The organism is Pseudonocardia oceani (assembly GCF_019263585.2).
Taxonomy (GTDB): Bacteria; Actinomycetota; Actinomycetes; order Mycobacteriales; family Pseudonocardiaceae; genus Pseudonocardia; species Pseudonocardia oceani.
The window spans coordinates 1,954,355-1,974,948 of the sequence record NZ_JADQDF010000001.1; the positions used below are offsets into that span (position 1 = coordinate 1,954,355).

23 protein-coding genes are annotated in these 20,594 nt (G+C 75.7%); 6 read left to right on the forward strand and 17 right to left on the reverse strand.

The genetic code is table 11. The annotated features are described in order from the left end of the window. Nucleotides 1-51: 51 nt before the first annotated feature. Nucleotides 52-1,554, reverse strand: coding sequence for an IMP dehydrogenase (guaB, locus tag I4I82_RS09615; protein WP_218595643.1), 1,503 nt, complete (start codon nucleotides 1,552-1,554; stop codon nucleotides 52-54). Between the two features lie 122 nt (nucleotides 1,555-1,676). On the opposite strand from guaB, the gene I4I82_RS09620 reads away from it, so the two are divergent. Further along, the gene (locus I4I82_RS09620; RefSeq protein ID WP_218590309.1) at nucleotides 1,677-2,054 is read left to right on the forward strand and encodes a DUF5319 domain-containing protein; all 378 of its coding nucleotides are present in this window, start codon (nucleotides 1,677-1,679) and stop codon (nucleotides 2,052-2,054) included. A gap of 77 nt (nucleotides 2,055-2,131) precedes the next feature. Here the strand turns inward: I4I82_RS09620 and I4I82_RS09625 are convergent, their stop codons facing one another. The 5 genes from I4I82_RS09625 to I4I82_RS09645 all read right to left on the reverse strand — a co-directional run bounded on the left by I4I82_RS09625 (nucleotide 2,132) and on the right by I4I82_RS09645 (nucleotide 6,987). Further along, nucleotides 2,132-3,208 carry an anti-sigma-D factor RsdA gene (locus I4I82_RS09625; protein WP_218590308.1) on the reverse strand — a complete coding sequence of 359 codons (1,077 nt, stop codon included), beginning with the start codon at nucleotides 3,206-3,208 and terminating at the stop codon, nucleotides 2,132-2,134. Beyond that, on the reverse strand, nucleotides 3,209-3,775 hold the full coding sequence (locus I4I82_RS09630; protein ID WP_218590307.1) for a sigma-70 family RNA polymerase sigma factor: 567 nt from the start codon (nucleotides 3,773-3,775) through the stop codon (nucleotides 3,209-3,211). 299 nt (nucleotides 3,776-4,074) lie between these two features. Beyond that, a complete protein-coding gene (locus tag I4I82_RS09635; RefSeq protein WP_218590314.1) occupies nucleotides 4,075-4,671 on the reverse strand; it encodes a response regulator transcription factor in 597 nt (198 codons plus the stop codon). Nucleotides 4,672-4,852: 181 nt separating this feature from the next. Continuing rightward, the gene (locus I4I82_RS09640) at nucleotides 4,853-5,782 is read right to left on the reverse strand and encodes a hypothetical protein (protein ID WP_218590306.1); all 930 of its coding nucleotides are present in this window, start codon (nucleotides 5,780-5,782) and stop codon (nucleotides 4,853-4,855) included. A gap of 29 nt (nucleotides 5,783-5,811) precedes the next feature. Continuing rightward, nucleotides 5,812-6,987, reverse strand: coding sequence for a MerR family transcriptional regulator (locus I4I82_RS09645; RefSeq protein WP_218590305.1), 1,176 nt, complete (start codon nucleotides 6,985-6,987; stop codon nucleotides 5,812-5,814). A gap of 133 nt (nucleotides 6,988-7,120) precedes the next feature. On the opposite strand from I4I82_RS09645, the gene I4I82_RS09650 reads away from it, so the two are divergent. Beyond that, nucleotides 7,121-7,447, forward strand: a complete 327-nt coding sequence (locus I4I82_RS09650; protein ID WP_275948771.1) for a WhiB family transcriptional regulator — start codon at nucleotides 7,121-7,123, stop codon at nucleotides 7,445-7,447. Between the two features lie 76 nt (nucleotides 7,448-7,523). Here the strand turns inward: I4I82_RS09650 and groL are convergent, their stop codons facing one another. Together groL and groES are read right to left on the reverse strand one after the other, a co-directional pair. Beyond that, nucleotides 7,524-9,149, reverse strand: coding sequence for a chaperonin GroEL (gene groL / locus I4I82_RS09655; protein ID WP_218590304.1), 1,626 nt, complete (start codon nucleotides 9,147-9,149; stop codon nucleotides 7,524-7,526). Between the two features lie 101 nt (nucleotides 9,150-9,250). Continuing rightward, entirely contained in the window at nucleotides 9,251-9,541 is a 291-nt protein-coding gene (gene groES / locus I4I82_RS09660; protein ID WP_013677399.1) for a co-chaperone GroES, read from the reverse strand. A 249-nt stretch (nucleotides 9,542-9,790) separates the two neighbouring features. Between groES and I4I82_RS09665 the strand changes: the two genes are divergently transcribed. Next, nucleotides 9,791-10,558 (forward strand): sulfite exporter TauE/SafE family protein, encoded by a 768-nt coding sequence (locus I4I82_RS09665; RefSeq protein ID WP_218590303.1) that lies wholly within the window; start codon nucleotides 9,791-9,793, stop codon nucleotides 10,556-10,558. A gap of 20 nt (nucleotides 10,559-10,578) precedes the next feature. Then, entirely contained in the window at nucleotides 10,579-11,508 is a 930-nt protein-coding gene (locus I4I82_RS09670; RefSeq protein WP_218590302.1) for an aldo/keto reductase, read from the forward strand. Between the two features lie 7 nt (nucleotides 11,509-11,515). Here the strand turns inward: I4I82_RS09670 and tsaD are convergent, their stop codons facing one another. The 3 genes from tsaD to tsaB are packed head-to-tail and all read right to left on the reverse strand — an operon-like array spanning nucleotide 11,516 to nucleotide 13,691. Further along, nucleotides 11,516-12,565, reverse strand: coding sequence for a tRNA (adenosine(37)-N6)-threonylcarbamoyltransferase complex transferase subunit TsaD (gene tsaD, locus I4I82_RS09675; RefSeq protein WP_218590301.1), 1,050 nt, complete (start codon nucleotides 12,563-12,565; stop codon nucleotides 11,516-11,518). Beyond that, complete coding sequence (gene rimI, locus I4I82_RS09680; protein ID WP_218590300.1) at nucleotides 12,562-13,026, reverse strand: ribosomal protein S18-alanine N-acetyltransferase; 465 nt, start codon at nucleotides 13,024-13,026, stop codon at nucleotides 12,562-12,564. Before rimI ends, tsaD begins: the two co-directional genes overlap by 4 nt. Further along, nucleotides 13,023-13,691, reverse strand: coding sequence for a tRNA (adenosine(37)-N6)-threonylcarbamoyltransferase complex dimerization subunit type 1 TsaB (gene tsaB, locus I4I82_RS09685; protein ID WP_218590299.1), 669 nt, complete (start codon nucleotides 13,689-13,691; stop codon nucleotides 13,023-13,025). Before tsaB ends, rimI begins: the two co-directional genes overlap by 4 nt. Nucleotides 13,692-13,820: 129 nt before the next feature. Here tsaB and I4I82_RS09690 point away from each other — a divergent pair, with 129 nt between their 5' ends. Next, on the forward strand, nucleotides 13,821-14,417 hold the full coding sequence (locus I4I82_RS09690) for a hypothetical protein (RefSeq protein ID WP_218590298.1): 597 nt from the start codon (nucleotides 13,821-13,823) through the stop codon (nucleotides 14,415-14,417). A 6-nt stretch (nucleotides 14,418-14,423) separates the two neighbouring features. On the opposite strand, the gene tsaE is transcribed toward I4I82_RS09690, so the two are convergent. From tsaE to I4I82_RS09710, 4 genes are all read right to left on the reverse strand, one after another. Beyond that, complete coding sequence (gene tsaE, locus I4I82_RS09695) at nucleotides 14,424-14,888, reverse strand: tRNA (adenosine(37)-N6)-threonylcarbamoyltransferase complex ATPase subunit type 1 TsaE (protein ID WP_218590297.1); 465 nt, start codon at nucleotides 14,886-14,888, stop codon at nucleotides 14,424-14,426. Further along, nucleotides 14,885-16,042 carry an alpha/beta fold hydrolase gene (locus I4I82_RS09700; protein WP_218590296.1) on the reverse strand — a complete coding sequence of 386 codons (1,158 nt, stop codon included), beginning with the start codon at nucleotides 16,040-16,042 and terminating at the stop codon, nucleotides 14,885-14,887. Before I4I82_RS09700 ends, tsaE begins: the two co-directional genes overlap by 4 nt. After that, nucleotides 16,039-17,184 (reverse strand): alanine racemase, encoded by a 1,146-nt coding sequence (gene alr, locus I4I82_RS09705; RefSeq protein WP_218590295.1) that lies wholly within the window; start codon nucleotides 17,182-17,184, stop codon nucleotides 16,039-16,041. Before alr ends, I4I82_RS09700 begins: the two co-directional genes overlap by 4 nt. Nucleotides 17,185-17,256: 72 nt before the next feature. Beyond that, on the reverse strand, nucleotides 17,257-18,708 hold the full coding sequence (locus I4I82_RS09710; RefSeq protein WP_218590294.1) for an NAD(P)H-hydrate dehydratase: 1,452 nt from the start codon (nucleotides 18,706-18,708) through the stop codon (nucleotides 17,257-17,259). A 124-nt stretch (nucleotides 18,709-18,832) separates the two neighbouring features. On the opposite strand from I4I82_RS09710, the gene I4I82_RS09715 reads away from it, so the two are divergent. Then, nucleotides 18,833-19,681, forward strand: coding sequence for a dienelactone hydrolase family protein (locus I4I82_RS09715; RefSeq protein ID WP_226369969.1), 849 nt, complete (start codon nucleotides 18,833-18,835; stop codon nucleotides 19,679-19,681). A 130-nt stretch (nucleotides 19,682-19,811) separates the two neighbouring features. Here I4I82_RS09715 and I4I82_RS09720 read toward each other — a convergent pair whose 3' ends face one another. Both I4I82_RS09720 and I4I82_RS09725 read right to left on the reverse strand, forming a co-directional pair. Further along, nucleotides 19,812-20,267, reverse strand: a complete 456-nt coding sequence (locus tag I4I82_RS09720) for a hypothetical protein (RefSeq protein ID WP_218590293.1) — start codon at nucleotides 20,265-20,267, stop codon at nucleotides 19,812-19,814. After that, a complete protein-coding gene (locus tag I4I82_RS09725; RefSeq protein ID WP_218590292.1) occupies nucleotides 20,264-20,554 on the reverse strand; it encodes a hypothetical protein in 291 nt (96 codons plus the stop codon). The genes I4I82_RS09720 and I4I82_RS09725 overlap by 4 nt, the downstream gene beginning before the upstream one ends. Nucleotides 20,555-20,594 lie beyond the last annotated feature (40 nt).

Consider the following 20,594-nt stretch of genomic DNA (forward strand, 5'->3'; position numbering starts at 1 on the left):
GAGCAGGGTAGAGCGGGCCCTGCCCCATTCCCGCCCCGGCCCTCCGTCCCCCTAGCGCGCGGCGTAGTTGGGCGCCTCGACCGTCATGGTGATGTCGTGCGGGTGGCTCTCCTTGAGCCCGGCCGCGGTGATGCGAACGAGCTGGGCCTGCTGCAGCTGCGGGATGGTCTCGGCGCCCGCGTAGCCCATGCCCGAGCGGAGGCCGCCGGTGAGCTGGTGGACGACCTGCGACAGCGGCCCGCGGAACGGGATGCGCCCCTCGATGCCCTCCGGCACCAGCTTGTCCTCGCTGAGCACGTCGTCCTGAGCGTAGCGGTCCTTGGAGTAGGACTTGCTGCCCTCGCGCGCGCTCATCGCGCCGAGCGAGCCCATGCCGCGGTAGGTCTTGTACTGCTTGCCACCGACGAGGATCAGGTCGCCGGGCGACTCCGCGGTGCCCGCGAGCAGGCTGCCCAGCATGACGGTGGACGCACCGGCCGCGATGGCCTTCGAGATGTCGCCCGAGTACTGGATGCCGCCGTCGCCGATCACCGGGACACCCGCGGCCGAGCAGGCCAGCGAGGCTTCGTAGATCGCGGTGATCTGCGGCGCCCCCACCCCGGCGACGACGCGCGTGGTGCAGATGGAGCCCGGCCCCACCCCGACCTTGACCGCGTCGGCGCCGGCCTCGACGAGCGCCGCGGCGCCCGCACGGGTGGCGACGTTGCCGCCGACGACGTCGACGTCACCGACCTCGGCCCGCAGCTTCGCCACCATCTCCAGCACGCGCCTGGAGTGCCCGTGGGCGGTGTCGACCATGAGGACGTCGACGCCCGCCTCGACCAGCCCCATCGCGCGGGCGTAGGACTCCTCGCCGACGCCCACCGCGGCCGCGACGACCAGCCGGCCGTCGGGGTCCTTCGTGGCCAGCGGGTACTTCTCGGTCTTGTTGAAGTCCTTGATGGTGATGAGCCCGCGCAGGATCCCGTCGCCGTCGAGGATCGGGAGCTTCTCCAGCTTGTGCCGGCGCAGCAGGCCCAGCGCGGCCTCCGCCGACACCCCGACCCGGGCCGTGATCAGCGGGGCGTGCGTCATGACCTCGCGGACGGGGCGGCTGTGGTCCATCTCGAACCGCATGTCGCGGTTGGTGATGATGCCGACGAGCCTGCCGCCCGCGTCGGTGACCGGGACGCCGGAGATCCGGAACTTGGCGCACAGCGCGTCGACGTCGGCCAGCGTGGCCTCGGGCGTGCAGGTGACCGGGTCGGTGACCATCCCGGCCTCGGACCGCTTCACGACCTCGACCTGCGCGGCCTGCTGCTCGGGCGAGAGGTTGCGGTGCAGCGTGCCCAGCCCGCCCGCGCGCGCCATGGCGATCGCCATGCGCGACTCGGTGACGGTGTCCATCGGCGACGACACCAGCGGCACCTTCAGGCGCACCCGCCGCGTCACCTGGGTGCCCGTGTCGACGCTGCTGGGCACCACGTCGGACTCGGCGGGGAGCAGCAGCACGTCGTCGAAGGTCAGGCCCAGCATCGCGAACTTCGGTGGCAGACCGGTGGCCTCGCTCGTCATCGGATCCTCCGGGCTCGTCATCGCTGACCGCCATCGTATCCACGCGCACGGTGCGTGGCGCGCGGGTCCGGGGAGTGCCTGCCCACAGATCCCTGTCGCCCGTCCCGGGTACCATCGGGACCGTGCCACCTGACGCGCTGCCGCCGGACCCGTTCGCCGGGGATCCGCACGACCCCGCGCTGTCGCTCGACGGCCCCGAGCCCGAGGAGGCGGAGGAGCTGAGCGACGTGGAGCGCGACGAGATCGTCGCCGACCTCGCCGACCTCGCCGTGTACCAGGCCCTGCTGGAGGGCCGCGGGGTGCGCGGCATCGTCGTCGACTGCGCCGACTGCGGCGAGCAGCACTTCCACGAGTGGAGCCTGCTCCGCGCCAGCCTGCAGCAGCTGCTCGACGAGGGCCAGATGCGCCCGCACGAGCCGGCCTTCGATCCCGACCCCAGCAGCTACGTCACGTGGGAGTACTGCCGCGGCTACGCCGACGCGGTGCTGTCCGACTCCTGACGGGCTCCGCCGCACCGACGCCGACGGCCCCGGTCCCCCTCGCGGGGGCCGGGGCCGTTTCGACGTGCGGGAACGCCTCAGCTGGTCGTGCTCGACTCGCTCGTCTCCGAGCCCGACGCGGTGGGCGTGCCCTCCTCTGTGGCCGAGGTGCTGAGCCCCTGGCCGGAGGTCGTGGTGGTGGGGTCGGCGCTGCCCTCCGCCGTGGGCGAGGACGGCGGGTCCTGCGTGCCCTCGCCGTTGCCGCCACCCGGGGTCGTGCCGCCGCCCGTGCTCGGGCCGGACGTCGGAGGGACCGCGGTGCTGGTCGGCGCCACGGGGCTCGCCGCGGGGGCGGGCACGTCGCTGGTGGTGGTGGTGGCCGGAGCCGGAGCCAGGGCGGGCGACGGCGTCTCGGTGGCCGCGCGGGGCGGCACCGGGCGACGGGGGTCGCTCTCCAGCGGGCTGCCCGGCTCGACCGGCTGGCCGGGCGGCGTCTCGGCCGCCTTCGCCTCGAGGAAGCTCTGCGCCTCGGCCAGCTCGGCGAGGCCCTCCTCGGCGCGGACGGCGACGAGGTCCTCCTCGGCCGCGGCCAGTGCCTGCGCCGCCACGGCGGGCTCGCCGCGCGACAGGGCCTGCTTGGCCTCGTCGATGCGGACCTCGACGCGCTCGGCGGCCTCGACGGACTCCGCGCGCTCGGCGTAGAGCACGCGGGAGACGCCCCAGAGGGTGTCGCCCGGCTTGGCCTCGGCGGCGCCGACGGACACGCCGCCGACGGTGAAGACGATCATCGCGGCGGCCGCGGCCAGCGGGAACAGGTGACGGGCGCGGCGGCTCGGCGGGCGGGACGACGACCGGACCGCGGCCATCGCCGTGTCGAGGTCGACGAGCTCGGGGAGGGGCTCGCGGTCGACCTCGGCGCGCCAGGTGGCGAGCAGCGCGGCGACCTGGTCGTCGGCGTCGTAGCCGCCGACACCGGGGGACGAGACGGACATCCCGGCGGCGAGCGCGCTGATCAGCTCGTCGTCGGCCTGGACCGCGACGAGGTCGATCGGCTCGTCGGAGACCTGGGTGAAGGGGATCGGTTGCGTGCGCATCCCGTCGGGATGGGAGCCGTTGCTGCCGTTGGTGTGCGGCCGGCGCGGACCGCGCCCACCGGAACCGCGTTCGTCCTGCATCTAGACCACCTCCTCGGGCATCGACTTGCGGAGCCGGGCCAGGGCCCGGTGTTGAGCGACCCGGACCGCTCCGGGGGTGGAGCCGACGGCTTCCGCCGTCTCCTCCGCCGACAGGCCCACCACGACCCGCAGCACCAGGATCTCGCGCTGCTTCTCCGGGAGCTGCTCGAGCAGACGGGACATCTCCCCGGACAGCTCGACGCGGAGCGCGCGCTGCTCGGGACCGTCGGAGGTCTCGACCGAGTCGGGGAGCTCCGCAACGGGTTCGGACTTGTTGCGGGTGGACGCTCGATGGGCATCGATCACCTTGTGTGACGCGATGCCGTAGACGAACGCCAAGAAGGGGCGCCCCTGGACCCGGTATCCCGGTAAGGCCGTCAGCACGGCCAAACACACCTCCTGTGCGACGTCGTCCGCCGAGGCGAACGAACGCTCCCGCCCCAGGCGAGCGCGGCAGTACCGCACGACCAGGGGCCGGATGATGGCGAGCACGTGCCCGACGGCGACGCGATCCCCCGCCATGGCGCGGGTGACCAGTTCATCGGGAACGTCTGTCGTCTCACTCATCGCACAGAGTCGTCCGGGTGTTACGCAGCATGTTCGATCTCATCCGTTCGTGACGGCGACCACGGAGAGTGTTCGACCGTGTCCTCAGTGCGGTTCACCGTAGCGAAGCGCCGGGAGTCACCGGACCGGGTACCTCGTCAGGAGGACGCGCCAGGGCGGGGCCGGGTTGCCCGGTGCGGACACGGGGCCGGACACGCCGACGGGTGCGTGGCGCCGGATCGGCGGACACGCACCCGTGGGAGAGCGGTGGAGCGGTGCGGGGCACCGCGCGCCGGCTTCGGGGGCCGGCGGGCGGGCTCCTAGGAGACCAGGCCGCGACGGAAGCCGTGGGCGACCGCCTGGGCGCGGTCACGCACGCCCAGCTTGCGGAACAGCCGGCGGGCGTGGGTCTTGACCGTGTCCTCGGACAGGTAGAGCTCCCGTCCGATCTGGCCGTTGCTCTTGCCCTGGCTCATCCCGCGGAGCACCTGCAGCTCGCGCTCGGTGAGCTGGACGCCCGAGTCCGTGGGCGCCCGGGGCGTGGGCACGGCCGTGCTCGCGAGCGTGTGCGCGAGTGCGGCCACCAACTCGGGACGCGAGGCGTCCCAGCGCAGGTAGCCCCTGGCCCCGCCCGCGATGGCCGCGGCGATGCTGCCCGCGTCGTCGGGGGCTCCGAACACGATCACGTTGGCCTGGGGGTGAGCGGCGACCAGTCGTCGGGTCGCCTCCACCCCGGTGGGCACCGCACGCTGGGTGCCTACCAGGACAACGTCGACCGGCTGCCGGGAGAACCGGGCCAGCAACTCGTCCCCGTGCGCAACGCAATCGATCCGATGCACTCCCGGCACCGCGGACATCACGCGGGTCAGGCCTTCGCGGACGCTGCGACGATCGTCGCAGATGAGTACCGTCGTCACGACGATTCCTTCCTGCAGCTTCCTGCAGCCGGGTGATGTGTCACCCCACGCATCGGCGGGTGACCGCTCCACCTTGACACGATCAGGGCCCATTTGTGCCCTCCATTCGGGAGGGTTGCGCCGAGTGGCACTCGTCATGTGGGTGACGAAGTTCCGAATGGAGTAATTACATTACTGGGACCTAGGGCACACGCTGCACCGACTCCCCCATCAGGCCCCTCCCCACGGGATCACTGAACTGGTAGAGGGCGTTCGCCGAGAGTGCTGCGGCGTGTCGTCGGCGCGCCGGACCGCTCATCCGGCCGTTCACCGCTTCGTCGGACCGGTCGTCCGCCCCATCGTTTGCGTTCAGTGACGACCCTGTGACGCTCGGCGACTCGATGTGATGGGCGAGGTCGGCCGCGGCCAGCCGTGCGGGGCCCACGAGTGGGAGCAGCCCGGCCCCGGACGCCGCATCGGCCACGGCGTCCAGCTCAGCCAGCACTGCTCCGTCCGGGTGAGCGACGGCGCGGACGACGGCCAGCACGAGCCGGGACTTCACGACGTGCCGCAGCCCGCCCCCGGCCCGGGCCCGCTCCAACGCGCGTTCCGCGGGCTCGAGGCCCCGGGCCGCCTCGCCCGCGAACAGCGCCGCCTCCGCCTGCACCCAGCCGATCCGCACCGCCGTCCGCCAGGAGGGGTGGCCCCGCTCCTGCGCCGCGTCGAGCAGCCGCCCGGCCGCCCGGTCACCGAGACCGAGCGCGTCGGCGGCCAGGCCGACGAGCGCGTCGACGGCGGCCGCGCCGGCGTCGGTTCCGTCCGGGCACGGCGGTCCGGACGGGGCGGCGGCCGCCAGCCGCAGCCCGCGGGCGTCGAGGGGGCGGGCGAGCGCGTGCCCGCCCTGCTGGCGGCGGTGCGCGGCGAGGGTCACCGCGGCATGCGCCGCCACCGCCGGCGGGGTGCGCGGATCGGCCAGCAGGTCCCGCAGCAGCGTCACCGCGGCGGCGAAGCGGCCCTGCCCGCCGAGGACGACGGCCGCCCGCCAGCGCTCCCCGGGCGGTGCGCCGGGAGCGAGCCGTACGACGGCACAGGGGTCCGGGCCGAAGGCGGCGGCGTCGAGCGGGCCGCGCACGACGGGATGGCCGGCTGCGGCCGGGCGCGTCAGACCAGCACCGCCGCGGCGAGGCCCGCGGCCGCGTCGGCCAGCGAGTCGAACGAGCCGACGCGGGGTGGCAGCTCCACGCCCGCCCAGCCGGGGCCGGCGGCGTAGGTCCGGAACCGCGGACGGGTGCGGGGCAGCGCCCGCAGCAGCGCGGGGTCGGCGGTCGCCGGGATCTGCGACCACAGGACGACCGCGGCGGGCGCGGTCCGGCGGATCGCGGCGACGAGCGCGTCGGCCGGGAGGTTGGAGCCCAGCGACCGGCACTCGACGAGCCGGTCGGCCAGCGACGCGGCGAGCGCCGCCAGGGGCAGCGTGTGCTGCTCCCCCGGCATCCCCGCGAGCAGCACCGGGCGCGGGTTCCGCGGGGCCGGGGCCTGAGCGACGCACCCCGCGAAGACCGATGTCACGCACTCGCTCACCAGGTGCTCGATCTCCACGCCGGCGCCCGTGTCGGCCCATCGCTGCCCCACCGCGGCCAGCACGGGTCGGGCGACGGCGTCCCAGGTGTGGTCGACGCCGTGCGCCCGCGTCGACTCCTCCAGCAGCCTGCGGATCGCGCCGGCGTCCAGCGCCAGTGCGGCGCGGCCCAGCCCGCGGGCCTCGCGCCCCGCCCCGGGCAGCCGCAGCGCGCGGCCGCCGACGCGGACGCGGGTGGCGGCGCGGCCGTCGCCCGCGTCGTCGGTGAGCAGGAGCGGGCCGCCGGTCGCGCCATCGTCCCCCGCCCTGACCTCGTCCCGGGCCGGGTAGCCGTCCCCGGCCGCGTCCGGCGCCGGGTGCGCGGGCGGCAGCAGCCGGCGCGGCCCGTCGGCGTCGGGCCGGGGCAGCCGGGCCCCGCGGGCGTAGGCGGCGGCGTCCGCGGGGGCGGCTCCGCGCAGCAGCGCGTGCTGCATGAGCTCGAGGCGGGCGACGTCGTCGACGGTGTAGCGGCGGTGCCGACCGGGCTCGTGGTGGCCCGGGCCGATGCCGTAGCGGCGGTCCCACGTGCGCAGGGTGGCCGGGGCGATCCCCAGCCGCCGGGCGACGGCGGCCACGGTGAGCCCGGGGACCGAGTCCGGCGCGGGCTCGTCGGACGTCGACCCATCCGACGGGGCCCCGGCGGACGAAGACTCGGTGGACGGATCGACGGGGCGCGGACCGGCCGCTGCGGCGGCGGCCGCCGGCGGCTCGGACTGCATCCGCTCATGGTGCGGGGCCGGTGTGGGAAGAGCAACCTCACCACTCGGCGCGAACTGCTTGAACAAGGTTTGGCGCGGTTCTACGCTGGGGACTCCGACCTCGAGAAAAGGTCGTAGCAGAGGAGAGGTCGTCGTGGCGGACATCAGAAGGCTCCCGGTCCCGGTCACCGACATCTGGGACTGGCAGATGCACGGATCGTGCCGCGGCATGGACAGCGGCTTCTTCTTCCACCCGGAGGGCGAGCGGGGCCCGGCCCGCGCCAACCGCGAGGCCCGCGCCAAGCAGGTGTGCGAGGCGTGCCCGGTGCTCGAGCAGTGCCGCAGGCACGCGCTGACGGTGCAGGAGCCCTACGGCGTGTGGGGCGGGCTGTCGGAGTCCGAGCGCGACGAGATCATCCGCGGACGCGGGCGCACGCTGAAGATGGCCGGCACCGCACCGGTCGTGCACGAGGCTCGCTGAACCTCCGGACCCGTCCGGAGCACGCAGAACGGGCCACCTCCCGGAGGAGGTGGCCCGTCGGTGTGCGCGGGTCGGACTAGTGGCCGTGCCCGTGGCCGTGGCCGCCACCGGCGGGGGCCGGCGGGGCGTCGACGGGCTTGTCGACGACGGCGCTCTCCGTGGAGAGGACCATGCGGGCGATCGACGCGGCGTTGACCACGGCGGAGCGCGTGACCTTCACCGGGTCGATGACACCGTCGGCAAGCAGGTCGCCGAAGGTGAGCGTGGCGGCGTTGAAGCCGTGGCCCCACTCCTGCTCGGCGACCTTGTTGACGACGACCGAGCCCTCGAAGCCGCCGTTGGCGGCGATCCAGTAGAGCGGCGCCGAGAGCGCCTTGCGGACGATCGAGACACCGGTGGCCTCGTCGCCGGTCAGGCCGAGGCCCGAGTCCAGCGTCTTGGCCGCCTGCACCAGGGCGGAACCGCCGCCGGGCACGATGCCCTCCTCGACCGCGGCCCGGGTGGCCGACACCGCGTCCTCGATGCGGTGCTTTCGCTCCTTGAGCGCGGTCTCGGTGGCCGCTCCGACCTTGATCACCGCGACGCCGCCGGCCAGCTTGGCCAGCCGCTCCTGCAGCTTCTCGCGGTCCCAGTCGGACGTGGCGTCCTCGATCTCGCGCTTGATCTGCGCGACGCGGTCGTCGACGGCGCTCTTGGGGCCGCCACCCTCGACGAGGGTCGTCGCGTCCTTGGTGACGACGACACGGCGGACCGTGCCCAGCAGGTCCAGACCCGCCTCGGACAGCTTGAGGCCGACCTCGGCGTTGATGACCGTGCCGCCGGTGGCGATGGCGAGGTCCTCCATGAACCACTTGCGGCGGTCGCCGAAGAACGGCGACTTGACCGCGGCGACCTTGACGGTCTTGCGGATGGAGTTGACCACGAGGGTCGAGAGGGCCTCGCCCTCCAGGTCCTCGGCGATGATGAGGAGGGGCTTGCCGTCGGCGAGCACCTTCTCCAGCAGCGGCAGCAGGTCGGCGATGGCGCTGATCTTGTCGCGGTGCAGCAGGACGTAGGCGTTCTCCAGCACCGCCTCCATCGACTCGGCGTCCGTCACGAAGTACGGCGACAGGTAGCCCTTGTCGAACTGCAGGCCCTCGGTGATCTCCAGCTCGGTGGCGAGCGTGGAGCCCTCCTCGATGGTGATCACGCCGTCCTTGCCGACGGCCTTGAGCGCCTCGCTGATCAGGTTGCCGATCTCGGCCTCGCGGGAGGCGATCGTGCCGACCTGGGCGATGTGCTCCTTGTCGTCGACCGGGATCGCCTTCTCCTTGAGGAAGTCGGCGACCGCGTCGGCGGCGGCGGAGATGCCCTTGCCCAGCGCCATCGGGTTGGCACCCGCGGCGACGTTGCGCAGGCCCGCGGCCACCATGGCCTGGGCGAGCACGGTGGCGGTGGTGGTGCCGTCGCCCGCGACGTCGTTCGTCTTGGTGGCGACGGTCTTGGCGAGCTGGGCCCCGAGGTTCTCGAAGGGGTCCTCGAGGTCGATCTCGCGGGCGATGGTGACGCCGTCGTTGGTGACGGTCGGCCCACCGAACTTCTTGTCGATCACGACGTGACGGCCGCGCGGGCCGAGGGTGACCTTGACCGCGTCGGCGAGCTGGTTCACCCCGCGCTCGAGTGCGCGGCGGGTCTGCTCGTCGAAGCTGATCTGCTTCGGCATGTCCTGCCTCTCTGGGTTACTTCGTGCGAACTGCGACCGCCCCGGGGCCCGCTCGGTCGAGGGACCACCGGGGCGGCGGCACTACAGAACTGCCGGGTGCGTCAGTTGACGACCGCGAGCACGTCGCGCGCGGAGAGGATGAGGTACTCCTCGCCGTTGTACTTGACCTCGGTGCCGCCGTACTTGGAGTAGATGACGACGTCGCCCACGGCCACGTCCAGCGGGACGCGGTTGCCGTTGTCGTCGATGCGACCGGGGCCGACCGCGAGGACCTTGCCCTCCTGGGGCTTCTCCTTGGCGGTGTCCGGGATGACGATGCCGGACGCGGTCGTGGTCTCCGCCTCGCTGGCCTGGACGACGATCTTGTCCTCGAGCGGCTTGATGTTCGCCACGACGATGACCTCACCTTCAGGGTGTGCGTGTATCGGCTGTCGGATGACGTGGGACCGGCCGGGCTCCCCGCCGCCGCGGGTGCCGGGGTGCCGGGGTCGGGCACCACGTGCGATTGGCACTCTACCCACGAGAGTGCCAATCCCTCAACGGTGCCCCACCCCTCGATGTGATCAGCGCCCTATCCACCCACGTCCGGCGGCGGGCAGGGTGCGGGGCGGCGACGGTGCCGGCGGTGCGGGGGTGGCGCGATGACCACGGTGGACGCGGTCCTGATCCTGCTCGCGGGCACGGCGGCGGGGGCGATCAACGCCGCCGTCGGGTCCGGTTCGCTGATCACCTTCCCGACGCTGCTGGCGCTCGGCTTCCCGCCGGTGCTCGCCAACGTCTCCAACAACATCGGCCTCGTGCCCGGTGGCGCGGCGAGCGTCTGGGGCTACCGGCGCGAACTGGCCGACCAGCGGCGCAGACTGCTGGTGCTCGGCTCGATGTCGGTGCTCGGCGGCACGGCGGGGGCGGTGCTGCTGCTCGTGCTGCCCGCCTCGGCGTTCCGGGCGGTGGTACCGGTGCTCATCGGGGTGGCGGTCGCGCTGGTCGCGGCGCAGCCGTGGATCCAGCGCGCGCTGGCCCGGCGGCGCGAGGGCCGGGCGGCGCGGGCCGACGTGGGGCCGGGGTCCCTGCTGGCCACCGCGGTCGTCGGGGTCTACGGCGGCTACTTCGGCGGCGCGCAGGGGATCCTGCTCGTCGGCGTGCTGGGCACGATGATCACCGAGACGCTGCAGCGCCTCAACGCCCTGAAGAACGGGCTCGTCACCTGCGTCAACGCGGTGGCGGCCGTGACGTTCCTGGTCGTGGCGCCCGAGCAGGTCGACTGGCGGGTCGTCGGGCTGATCGCCGTCGGGTCGTCGGTGGGCGGGCTGGTCGGGTCCCGCGTGGGGCGCCGGCTCCCCCAGCCCGTGCTGCGCGCCGTCATCGTCGTGGTGGGGCTCGTCGCGATCGTCAACCTGCTGCTGCCCTGAGCCGGGCGTAGCGTCGGAGCATGGCGAAGATCGGTTCCCTCGACGTCTCCCGGCTGTGCCTCGGCGCCAACGTGTTCGGCTGGACCGCCGACCGCGACGCGTCCTTCGCGGTCCTCGACGGCTTCGTGGCCGCGGGCGGCACCGTGATCGACACGGCCGACTCCTACATGTGGCGCGCGCCCGGCAACTCCGGCGGCGAGTCCGAGACGATCATCGGCGAGTGGATGGCCGCGCGCGGCAACCGCGACGACGTCGTGATCGCCACCAAGGTCGGCTCGCTGCCCACCCGCCCCGGGCTGTCCGCCGCGAACGTCCGCGCCGCGTGCGAGGACTCGCTGCGTCGCCTCCGCACCGACCGGATCGACCTCTACTGGGCCCACAAGGACGACCCGGAGACCCCGCAGGAGGAGACGCTGGAGGCGTTCGACGCACTCGTGCGCGCGGGCTCGGTGCGCGAGATCGGCGCCTCCAACTTCTCCGCCGACCGCCTGCGCAGCGCGCTCGACGTCTCCGCCTCCGCGGGCACCGCCGCCTACGTCGCGGCGCAGCCGCACTACAACCTCGTCGAGCGCACGGAGTTCGAGGCCGGGCTCGCGCCGCTGCTCGCCGAGCGGGGCGTCGCCTGCCTGCCGTACTACGCGCTCGCCAAGGGCTTCCTCACCGGCAAGTACCGGGAGGGCGGCGCCGCCGTCGAGAGCGTCCGGGCCGAGGGCGCCCGCGCCTACCTCGACGAGCGGGGCACCGCCGTGCTGGCCGCGCTGGACGAGGTGGGCGCCGCGCACGACGTACCGGTGGCGGCCGTGGCGCTGGCCTGGCTCGCGGCGCAGCCGACGGTGGCCGCGCCGATCGCCAGCGCCCGCACCCCCGAGCAGCTCACGGACCTGCTGCCCGCGCTCACCCTCGAACTCTCCGACGACGAGCTGGGGCGGCTGACGGCGGCGAGCGAGTAGCCGGGCTCTAGTCCGGGACGGCCCCGACCAGCACCTCGGTCACCGGCATCGCCGAGTCGGCGGGCAGGTCCAGCGGGCTGGCCGGGGCGCCCGCCACGGCCAGGTGCGCGCCCAGTGCGGCCACCATCGCCCCGTTGTCGGTGCACAGGCCCGGGCGCGGCACGCGCAGCACGATCCCGGCGGCGTCGCAGCGCTCCTGGGCCAGCGCGCGCAGCCGCGAGTTGGCCGCGACGCCGCCGCCGAGCAGCAGCGTCTCGGCCCCGCGCTCACGGGCCGCGCGCACGGCCTTGGCCGTCAGCACGTCGACGACGGCCTCCTGGAAGCTCGCCGCCACGTCGGCCACGGGCACCGGCGCACCGGCCCGCTCCAGCGCCTCGACGTGCCGGGCGACGGCGGTCTTGAGGCCGGAGAAGGAGAAGTCGAACGGGGCGTCGCGCGGGCCGGTGAGCCCGCGCGGGAATGCGATGGCCCGCGCATCGCCGTCGGCGGCCACCCGGTCGACGTGCGGCCCGCCGGGGAAGGGCAGCCCGAGCAGCCGGGCGATCTTGTCGAAGGCCTCGCCCGCGGCGTCGTCGATGGTGGCGCCGATCGGGGTGACCGGCCCGGCGACGTCGGGCACGTCGAGCAGGCTGGAGTGCCCGCCGGAGACGAGCAGGGCCAGGCACGGAGGCAGCGGGCCGTGCTGGAGCGTGTCGACGGCGACGTGAGCGGCCAGGTGGTTGACGCCGTAGAGCGGCACGCCCCACGCCGTCGCGTAGGCCTTGGCCGCGGCCACACCGACGAGCAGCGCGCCGGTCAGCCCGGGCCCGGCGGTGACGGCCACGGCGTCCACGTCGCGGGCGGTGACGCCCGCCGTCGCGAGCGCGCGGCGCACCGCGGGCACCATCGCCTGCAGGTGCGCGCGCGAGGCGACCTCGGGCACCACCCCGCCGAAGCGCGCGTGCTCGTCGACCGAGGACGCCACCTCGTTGGCGAGCAGCACCGGCGCCGCGCCGTCGTGGCGGACGATGCCGACGCCGGTCTCGTCGCACGAGGTCTCGATGCCCAGCACGATCACCGCGGGTCCCTCCGCATCGTGTGCGCGTCGGCCCCGCTGGGCCGGTAGTAGTTCTTGCGGACACCGACCACGACGAACCCCTCCGACTCGTAGAGCCCGCGCGCCGCGTCGTTGTCGGTGCGTACCTCCAGGAACACCGTGGCCCGCTCGGCGTCGGCCACGGCCAGCAGCTCGCGCAGCAGCACGCGACCGATGCCCCGGCCCTGGTGCGCCGGGTCGACCCCGATCGTGTGCACCTCGGCCTCGGCCTGCGGCGGCCCCGCGACGAACGCGAGCCCGGCGTACCCGACGAGCAGGTCGCCCTCGCGGGCCGCGCGGTAGAGGTGGCCCATCCGGACCTCCTCGCGGAACGCGTTCTCGCTCCACGGGTCGTCGCCGGGGAACAGCAGCGCCTCCAGCACGGCGCAGCGCGGCGCGTCGGACTCGCGGAGGTCGTCGATGCGCACGGTGGGCGCGGTCATCCGGTGCTCACCTTCTTGCGCGCACCGGGCGGGGCGGCGTCGGGCCGGCGCAGGTAGAGGGGTTCGAGCGGCCCGGGCTCGACGCCGGCGCGCAGGGCGGGCGCGGCCACGGCCACCAGTCCGGCCGGCGACGGGGACGCCGGGCCGCGGACCGGGAAGCCGAGCCCCTCGGCCGAGCCGCCCGCGGCCGCCGCGACCGCGAGCCCGCGCTCGGCGAGCAGTGCCGGGGCCTCGACGTGCGGGCCGTCGGTGCGCGTGCCGGTGGCGTCGTAGGCGGCCCAGTAGACCTCGCGGCGGCGGGCGTCGGTGGCGACGAGCAGCCGTCCCGTCTCCCCCTGGGCCGTGACGTCGGCCGCGATGGCGTCGAGGGAGCACACGCCGTGCACCGGCACACCGAGCGCGTCGCCCAGCGCGGCGGCGGTGACCATGCCGACCCGCAGGCCGGTGAACGGCCCCGGGCCGGTGCCGACGACGACCGCGGCCACCTCGCGCAGCGCGATCCCCGCGTCGGCGCAGGCGGTGAGCACGGCGGGCATCAGCAGCTCCGCGTGCTTGCGGGCGTCGTGCACGACGTGGGCCGAGCGCGGCACGACCGCGTCCGCAGTCAGGTCGACGACGCCCGCCGTCACGGCGGGCGTCGCGGTGTCCAGGGCCAGCACGAGCACCCGCCCAGGCTACGAGCGTCGACCCGGACCGCGTCGGGCGGCCGTCGACCTGTGGACGACTTCCGGCGATGTGGACAACTGCGCGACGCCGGAACGGTCCTGTCGGGGGGCCGCCGGATCGTCGCCGCCATGACACGACCCACCCGCCGGACCGTTCCTCCGCCCGTCCCCCTCGCCGACGCCGTCGCCCCCGACCGCGAGCGGCACCGCGACCTCATCGACGCGGCGCTCGACTGGCTGGCCGCGCACGACCGCGAGGCCGAGCCCGACCTGCTCGCCCTGGTCTGCGCAGTCGCCGACCACCGGCAGGGCAGCCCGACCCGCTGGTCGCGCACGGACGTCACCGGGGCCCTGCGCGCCGACCTGTCGACATGGTGCTCCCGGCGGCGCTGCCTCGTCCCCGACGGCGTGCCGGAGGCCATGTGGAGCTGGTTCGACGCCCTGCACGCCACCGGCCGGCTCGACCCGACGTCCGACCCGCTCGCCGAGCTCCGCAAGCCGCTGTGCTGCGCGGGCGGGCTCGACCAGGACGGCCGTCCGCTGTCCGCGGGCGCGCCGCGGCAGGTGGAGTGCGAGTGCCTCCTGCCCTACCGGGAGACCGCCGCACTCCTCGGCGCGCTCGTGCGGCTCGCCGAACACTACGGCGGCGACCCGCTCGGTCCGCTGCGGCGGCTCGTCGGGGACGACTCCCCGGAGCTCCCGCCGTGGACGGTGTCGGGCCCGTGAGCGCCGTCAGGCGTCGACGCGCCGCACGGTGGCCACGCGCACGTCGTCGGGCCGGCGGCGCAGGCGCACGAGCAGGTGCCGGGCCGAGAGCCGCTCGGCCACGCCCTCGCCCCACTCCACGGCCACCACGGCGTCGGCCAGGTCGGTGTCGAGGTCGAGGTCGTCCAGTTCCGCGGCCACGTCGGCCGCCAGGCCGAGCCGGTAGGCGTCCACGTGCACCAGCGGCACCCCCCGGGCTCCGGCCCGGTGCTCGCGGGCGATCACGAACGTCGGCGACGTCACCGGTCCGGACACCCCGAGGCCGCGGGCCAGCCCCCGCACGAACGCCGTCTTGCCCGCCCCCAGCGGGCCCGACAGCACCACCAGGTCGCCCGCCGCGAGACCGGCCGCGAGGCGCTCGCCCAGCGCCTCGGTGTCGGCGACGTCGGGCAGTTCCAGATCGGTGTCCAGCGGCACCTCGGGTGCGCTCATGCGCGCCGCCGGGACCGCTTGGGCCGCGTGCGGGTCTCCCCGGCGACGGTGTCGATGCGGGCCGCGCTGCGCCGCAGGAACGCGACCAGGGCCTCGTCCATCGTCGCGTGCTGCTCGAGCATCGGGAGGTGGCCGACCCCGGGGAAGCGCACGAACGTGGCGTCCGGGAGCTCGGCGGCGATCCGCTCGGAGTGCGAGTACGGGATCACGCGGTCGGCCTCGCCCGCCGCCACCAGCACCTCGCACCCGGCCAGCGCGGGCAGTGCGGCCACGCGGTCGTGGCTGCCCACGGTGTCGACGAAGTCGGTGAGCGCGTCCACGGCGTTCGAGCTGATCATGGTGTCGACGAGGTCGACCAGCCAGGGGGCCACGCTGCGGTCGCCGTAGGCGAAGCTGCGCGTGATCGCCCAGATCAGGTCGCCCGCCACGCCGCGCACGACGTCGACCAGCGTGGGCTGCAGCCGCGCGAGCAGGCCGACACCGCGGATGAGCGGGTTGCGCCGCGAGAGCAGCGCGCCCGGGAGCCCGGCGCTGCCGACCTCGCCCGCCGAGGTCGACACCAGCGCCACCCCGAGCACCCGCTCGGCGAACAGCTCCGGGTGCTCCTCGGCCAGCGCCATGATCGTCATGCCGCCCATGGAGTGCCCGACGAGCACGAGCGGGCCCTCCGGGGCGAGCGCGCGGATCACGGCGTCGAGGTCGCGCCCGAGCTGCTCGATCGTGCAGCTCTCCCGCGAGGCCCGCTCGGAGCGGCCGTGGCTGCGCTGGTCGTAGAGCACCAGGCGCACGGGCGGGTCCACCAGCTCGGCGAGGCTGCGGCGCTCGAAGTGCCAGGTGCGGCGGTCGAGGGCGAATCCGTGCACCAGCACGACGGTCAGGACGGCGGCGTCGTCGGGATCGGCCGGGTCGCCGGTGAGGTCGATCTCCTCGCACGACAGGCGCACGCCGTCGTCGGCGGTGACCGAGGAGGGCTCGCCGGGCGGCAGCACGCCGGGCTCGGACGACCCCTCCGACATCTGCGTGGCCAGGCGCCGCCGCGCGGTGGCGATCTGCTTGCGCTTGCGGGCCGCCGCGCCCACGGCGACGCCGGTGGCGGCCGCGCCGACCACCCCGCCCGCGACGCCGACGGTCTGCCAGATGCCGGGCTTCTTCACGAGCGGCCCACCACGGTGCGGGTCACCCGGCTGCCGTGCACGCCCGTGGCGATCTCGTAGTGGATCGTGTCGAGCTCGTCGGCCCAGTCCTGCGCGGTGGGCCCGCCGCCGTCGCCGGGGCCGAACAGCACGGCGGTGTCGCCGGTGCGGACGTCGGAGCCGGGGCCGCAGTCGACCACCACCTGGTCCATGCAGACCCGCCCGACCACCGGCAGCGACCGGCCGCCGAGCAGCACCTGCATGCGGCCGTTGCGGTTGAGCCGGCGCGGCACGCCGTCGGCGTACCCGGCGGGCAGCAGCGCCAGCGTCGTCTCCTCCGGGGTCGTGAACTCGTGGCCGTAGGACACGCCCTCGCCCGCCGGCACCTGCTTCACCAGCGCCACGCGGGCGCGCAGCGTCATCACCGGGCGCAGCGGGCTCTCGCCGACGGGGCGGTCGAGCGGGTCGAGCCCGTACACCGCGATGCCCGGCCGGACGATGTCGAAGTGCAGGTCGGGCCGGGTGAGGGTGGCCGCGGAGTTGGCGAGGTGGCGCAGCGGCGACAGGCCCCGGTCGCGCGCGGCCTGCCACGCCGCGGTGAGGCGGACGGCCTGCCGGTCGAGCGTGGGGTGGTGCGGGGCGTCGGCGTGCGCGAGGTGCGACCAGACGGCCACGACCTCGCAGCCCCCGTCGGCGACGGCCTTCGCGGCGTCATCGACCAGGTCGGCCCACTCGGCGGCGGGCGCACCGTTGCGGGACAGCCCGGTGTCGATCTTGAGGTGCAGCCGGGCCGGGCGCCCGGCCGCACGCGCCCCGGCGAGGACGGCGGCGAGGTGCTCGCGCGAGGACACCGACAGGTCGACGTCGGCGGCCACGGCGGAGGCGAAGTCGTCGTCGGGCAGGTGCAGCCACGACAGCAGCGGGGCGGTGATCCCGGCCGCGCGCAGCTCCAGGGCCTCCTCGATCGTGCAGACCCCCAGCCAGGTCGCGCCGGCCCCCAGGGCGGCGCGCGCGACCGGTACGGCGCCGTGCCCGTACCCGTCGGCCTTGACCACGGCCATGACCTGGGCCCCGGGGGCCGCGGCCCCGAGGACCCCGACGTTGTGGCGCACGGCGTCGAGGTCGATCACCGCCTCGACCCGGGCCGTCCCCGTCGTAGTCACCCCGGCATCATCGCATCACCGGTGGGGGCGGCGTGGCCCCCGGACGGCGTGCGCCGCCTCACCGCGGGGTCGTCACCGAGCGTCGCGGGCCCGCTCCGCCGCCCGCAGCGACCGCACGGCGGCGGGGATCGCGGCCTGCATCAGCGATGCCGGGGCGGGGGCTCCAGCGGCCGCGGTCTCCGCGGCGCGCGCGTGTACGAACGCGGCGCAGCCGGCCGCCCACCAGGGTTCCAGCCCCGCCGCGAGCAGGGCGCCGATCATCCCGGAGAGCACGTCGCCCGAGCCTGCGGTGGCCGCCCAGGACGAGGTCGCGGGGTGCACGAGGACCCGGCCGCCCGGGTCGGCGACGACGGTCGCGTTGCCCTTGAGAAGCACCGTCGCCCCGAGGTCGGCGGCCGCCCGCCGGGCCGCGCCGATCCGGTCGGTGCCGACGTCGCCGGCCAGGCGCGCGAACTCGCGGTCGTGCGGGGTGAGCACCACCGGACGGCCGCGCACGGCGTCGCGCAGGTCGGCGTGCTGCGCGAGCAGCGTGATCGCGTCGGCGTCGAGGCAGAGCGGCACGTCGTCGGCCAGCGCGGCGAGCACCGTGGCGCGGCCGGTGTCGTCGGTTCCGGAGCCGGGCCCGACGGTCCAGGCCTGCACCCGCCCGGCACCGTCGACGTCCGCGGTGGCGACGACCTCTGGCCAGCGCGCGTGCACGGCCTCGGCCCCGGTGCCCGCGTAGCGCACCATTCCGCTGGTCGCGAGCACGGCGGCGCCGGTGGCGAGCACCGCGGCGCCCGGGTAGACCGCCGAACCGGCCGCGACCCCGACCACACCCTGCGTGTACTTGTCGTCGGCCGGACCGGGCACCGGCCAGCGGGCGGCCACGTCGGGGGCCTCGAGCACGTGGGCGTGCGGTTCCGGCAGGTACGGGCCCAGCCCGAAGTCGACGAGGTGCACCGGCCCGCAGGCCGGCGCGGCCAGCGCGTGCACGGGCTTGCGCGCCCCGAACGTCACGGTCGCGTCCGCCCGGACCGCGGGCGCGTGGACCTCGCCGGTGTCGGTGTCGACGCCGCTGGGCAGGTCGACCGCGACGACCGGCACCCCGGCCCGCGCGGCCGCGGCCACCAGCCCCGCCGCGGGCTCGCGCAGCGCACCGCGCCCGGAGATGCCGACGATGCCGTCCACCACGAGGTCGGCGCGCTGCACGAGGTCCGCCGCGCCGTCGGCGCCGGTCACGCGTCCACCGGCCCGGCGCAGCGCAGCCAGCCCGGGTGCGTGGGCGCGCTCGGGCACCAGCAGCACCGCCGTCACCGCGACGCCCCGCCGGCGCAGCTCGTAGCCGGCCCACAGCGCATCGCCGCCGTTGTGCCCGGCCCCGACGAGCAGCACGACCCGCCGCCCGGCCACGGCCCCCAGCGCGGCCCGCACGCGCACGGCCAGCCCGTACGCGGCGCGCCGCATGATGGTCTCGCCGGGGACGTGCCGCATCATCGCGGCCTCGGCGTCGCGGATCTGGCCGGCCGTCCACACACCCCACATGCGGGCGAGGGTAGGCCGGGTCGGATCGGCCGGCCCGCGCGATGTCTCGTCCGGGCCGGTCACGAACGGGTGACACCCGTCCCGGACCGGCGACGGCGGGCGCACGGTACTACGGTTCTGCGCTGTGACCCGGACCCGCTCGTCCTCGCCCGCCGCGGTGCGCTCGCAGCTCTCCGACCTGCGCGGCGGCAAGGACGCCCTCGAACAGCTCTCCCGCCCGGGTCCGCTCACGGCGCTGCGCGGCGACCTCGGGATGGTCGGCATCCCGGGCGTCGTCTTCGCGCCGGAGGAGGGCCTGGGCCTGCCCGCCGTCGCGTTCGCGCACGACTGGCTGCAGCCCGCATCCCGCTACGCCGACCTGCTGCGCCACCTCGCGACGTGGGGCATCGTCGCGGCCGCGCCGGGCGGGCACCAGGGCCCGCTGCCCAGCCACGCGGGCATGGCCGCCGACCTGCGCACCACGCTGGAGGTGTGCGCGGGCGTGCGCCTGGGCGACGGCCGGATCAGCGTCGACGCCCGCCGCACCGCCTTCGCCGGGCACGGCATCGGCGGCGGCGTCGCCCTCCTCGCGGCCGCCGGCCACGCGCGGGCCCGCGCGGTCGTCACGATCGCGCTCGCTCAGACCCGCCCGTCGGCCCTGGAGGCCGCCCGCAAGGTCACCGTCCCGACCCTGCACCTCACGGCGGGCCGCGACACCGTCGCCCCCGCCGCCGGCCACGCGGAGCCGGTGTCGGCCTCCGCGGGCGGCGCGGTCGTGCTGCGCACGCTGAAGAAGGCCACGCACACGGGCTTCCTCGACGGCACCCACTGGAGCGACCTCCTGCTCTCCGGCAGCCCCGACGCGAAGACCCGGCGCCTCACCCGGGGCCTGGTCACGGCGTTCCTGCTGCGCGAGCTGTCCGACGAGAACGGCCCGCTCGACGAGGTCGTGGTCGGCAAGGTGCCCGGCACCGAGGTCGTCTCCCGCTCCTGACCCGGCACCGTTCACTCCCGCACCCACCCGCGCACCTGGTGGCCGACCGCGCACGTCCCGACATGCGCAGGACGCCACTCCGTGCGCAGTCCGGACCGGCGGGCACCCCGACCCCAGCACGGGTGCCGGGCTACCCGTCCTCCCCGAGCCGAGCCACGCTCATCCCGCGCTCGTCCTCGACCCGGCGGGCTGCGGTCCCACCCAGCCGGGGGCCGGCGCCACCGCGGACCGAGGGCGGCCCGCCGGTGTCCGCGGCCCGCCCGCCGGTGTCCGAGGCCGTGACCGGCCCGCCCGCGACCGGCCCGCCCGGGACCGCTGCGTCCGCCACCCACCGCTCGGCCGCGGCCGCCACGATCCGGGCCGCGGCCAGCGCGGCGTCGAGCTCCCGGTCCAGCGCCCGGCGCGCGAGGCCGGCGCGCTCGGCCCAGGCGCGGCCGGCGTCGTCGAGCCAGTCGTCCCCGACGTCGGCGATCAGGCGGCCGAGGGCGGGCAGAGCGTGCTCCATGCGGGCGGCGGCGACGGCCAGCACCCCGGCCGCAGCCACCAGCGCGTCCTCCGCCCCGTCGCGCGGCTCGCCCCCGTTCACGACGGCTCCAGCAGCGCGGCGCGCGCCTCGGTGTCGGCCGCACCGGCCGCGTAGGCGGTGACGTGCAGCCCCGCGGTCAGGTCGGCCAGCTCGCGGCCGATCCGGTCGACGGCCGCCGCCGCGCGGTCGAGCTCGGCCAGCAGCACCGCCCCGTCGGGCGCCGCGGCCAGCGCCGCCCGCGCCGTCCCGTCGACGACGGGCAGCGGCAGCAGCTCGGCGAGCAGCCCGGCCAGGCGCCGCCCGTGGGCGTGCAGGCGGTCGGGGTCGAGATGCAGGCCGGACGGCACCGGCCGATCCTCGCCCACGACCGCCCCGCCGCGGGGCGGA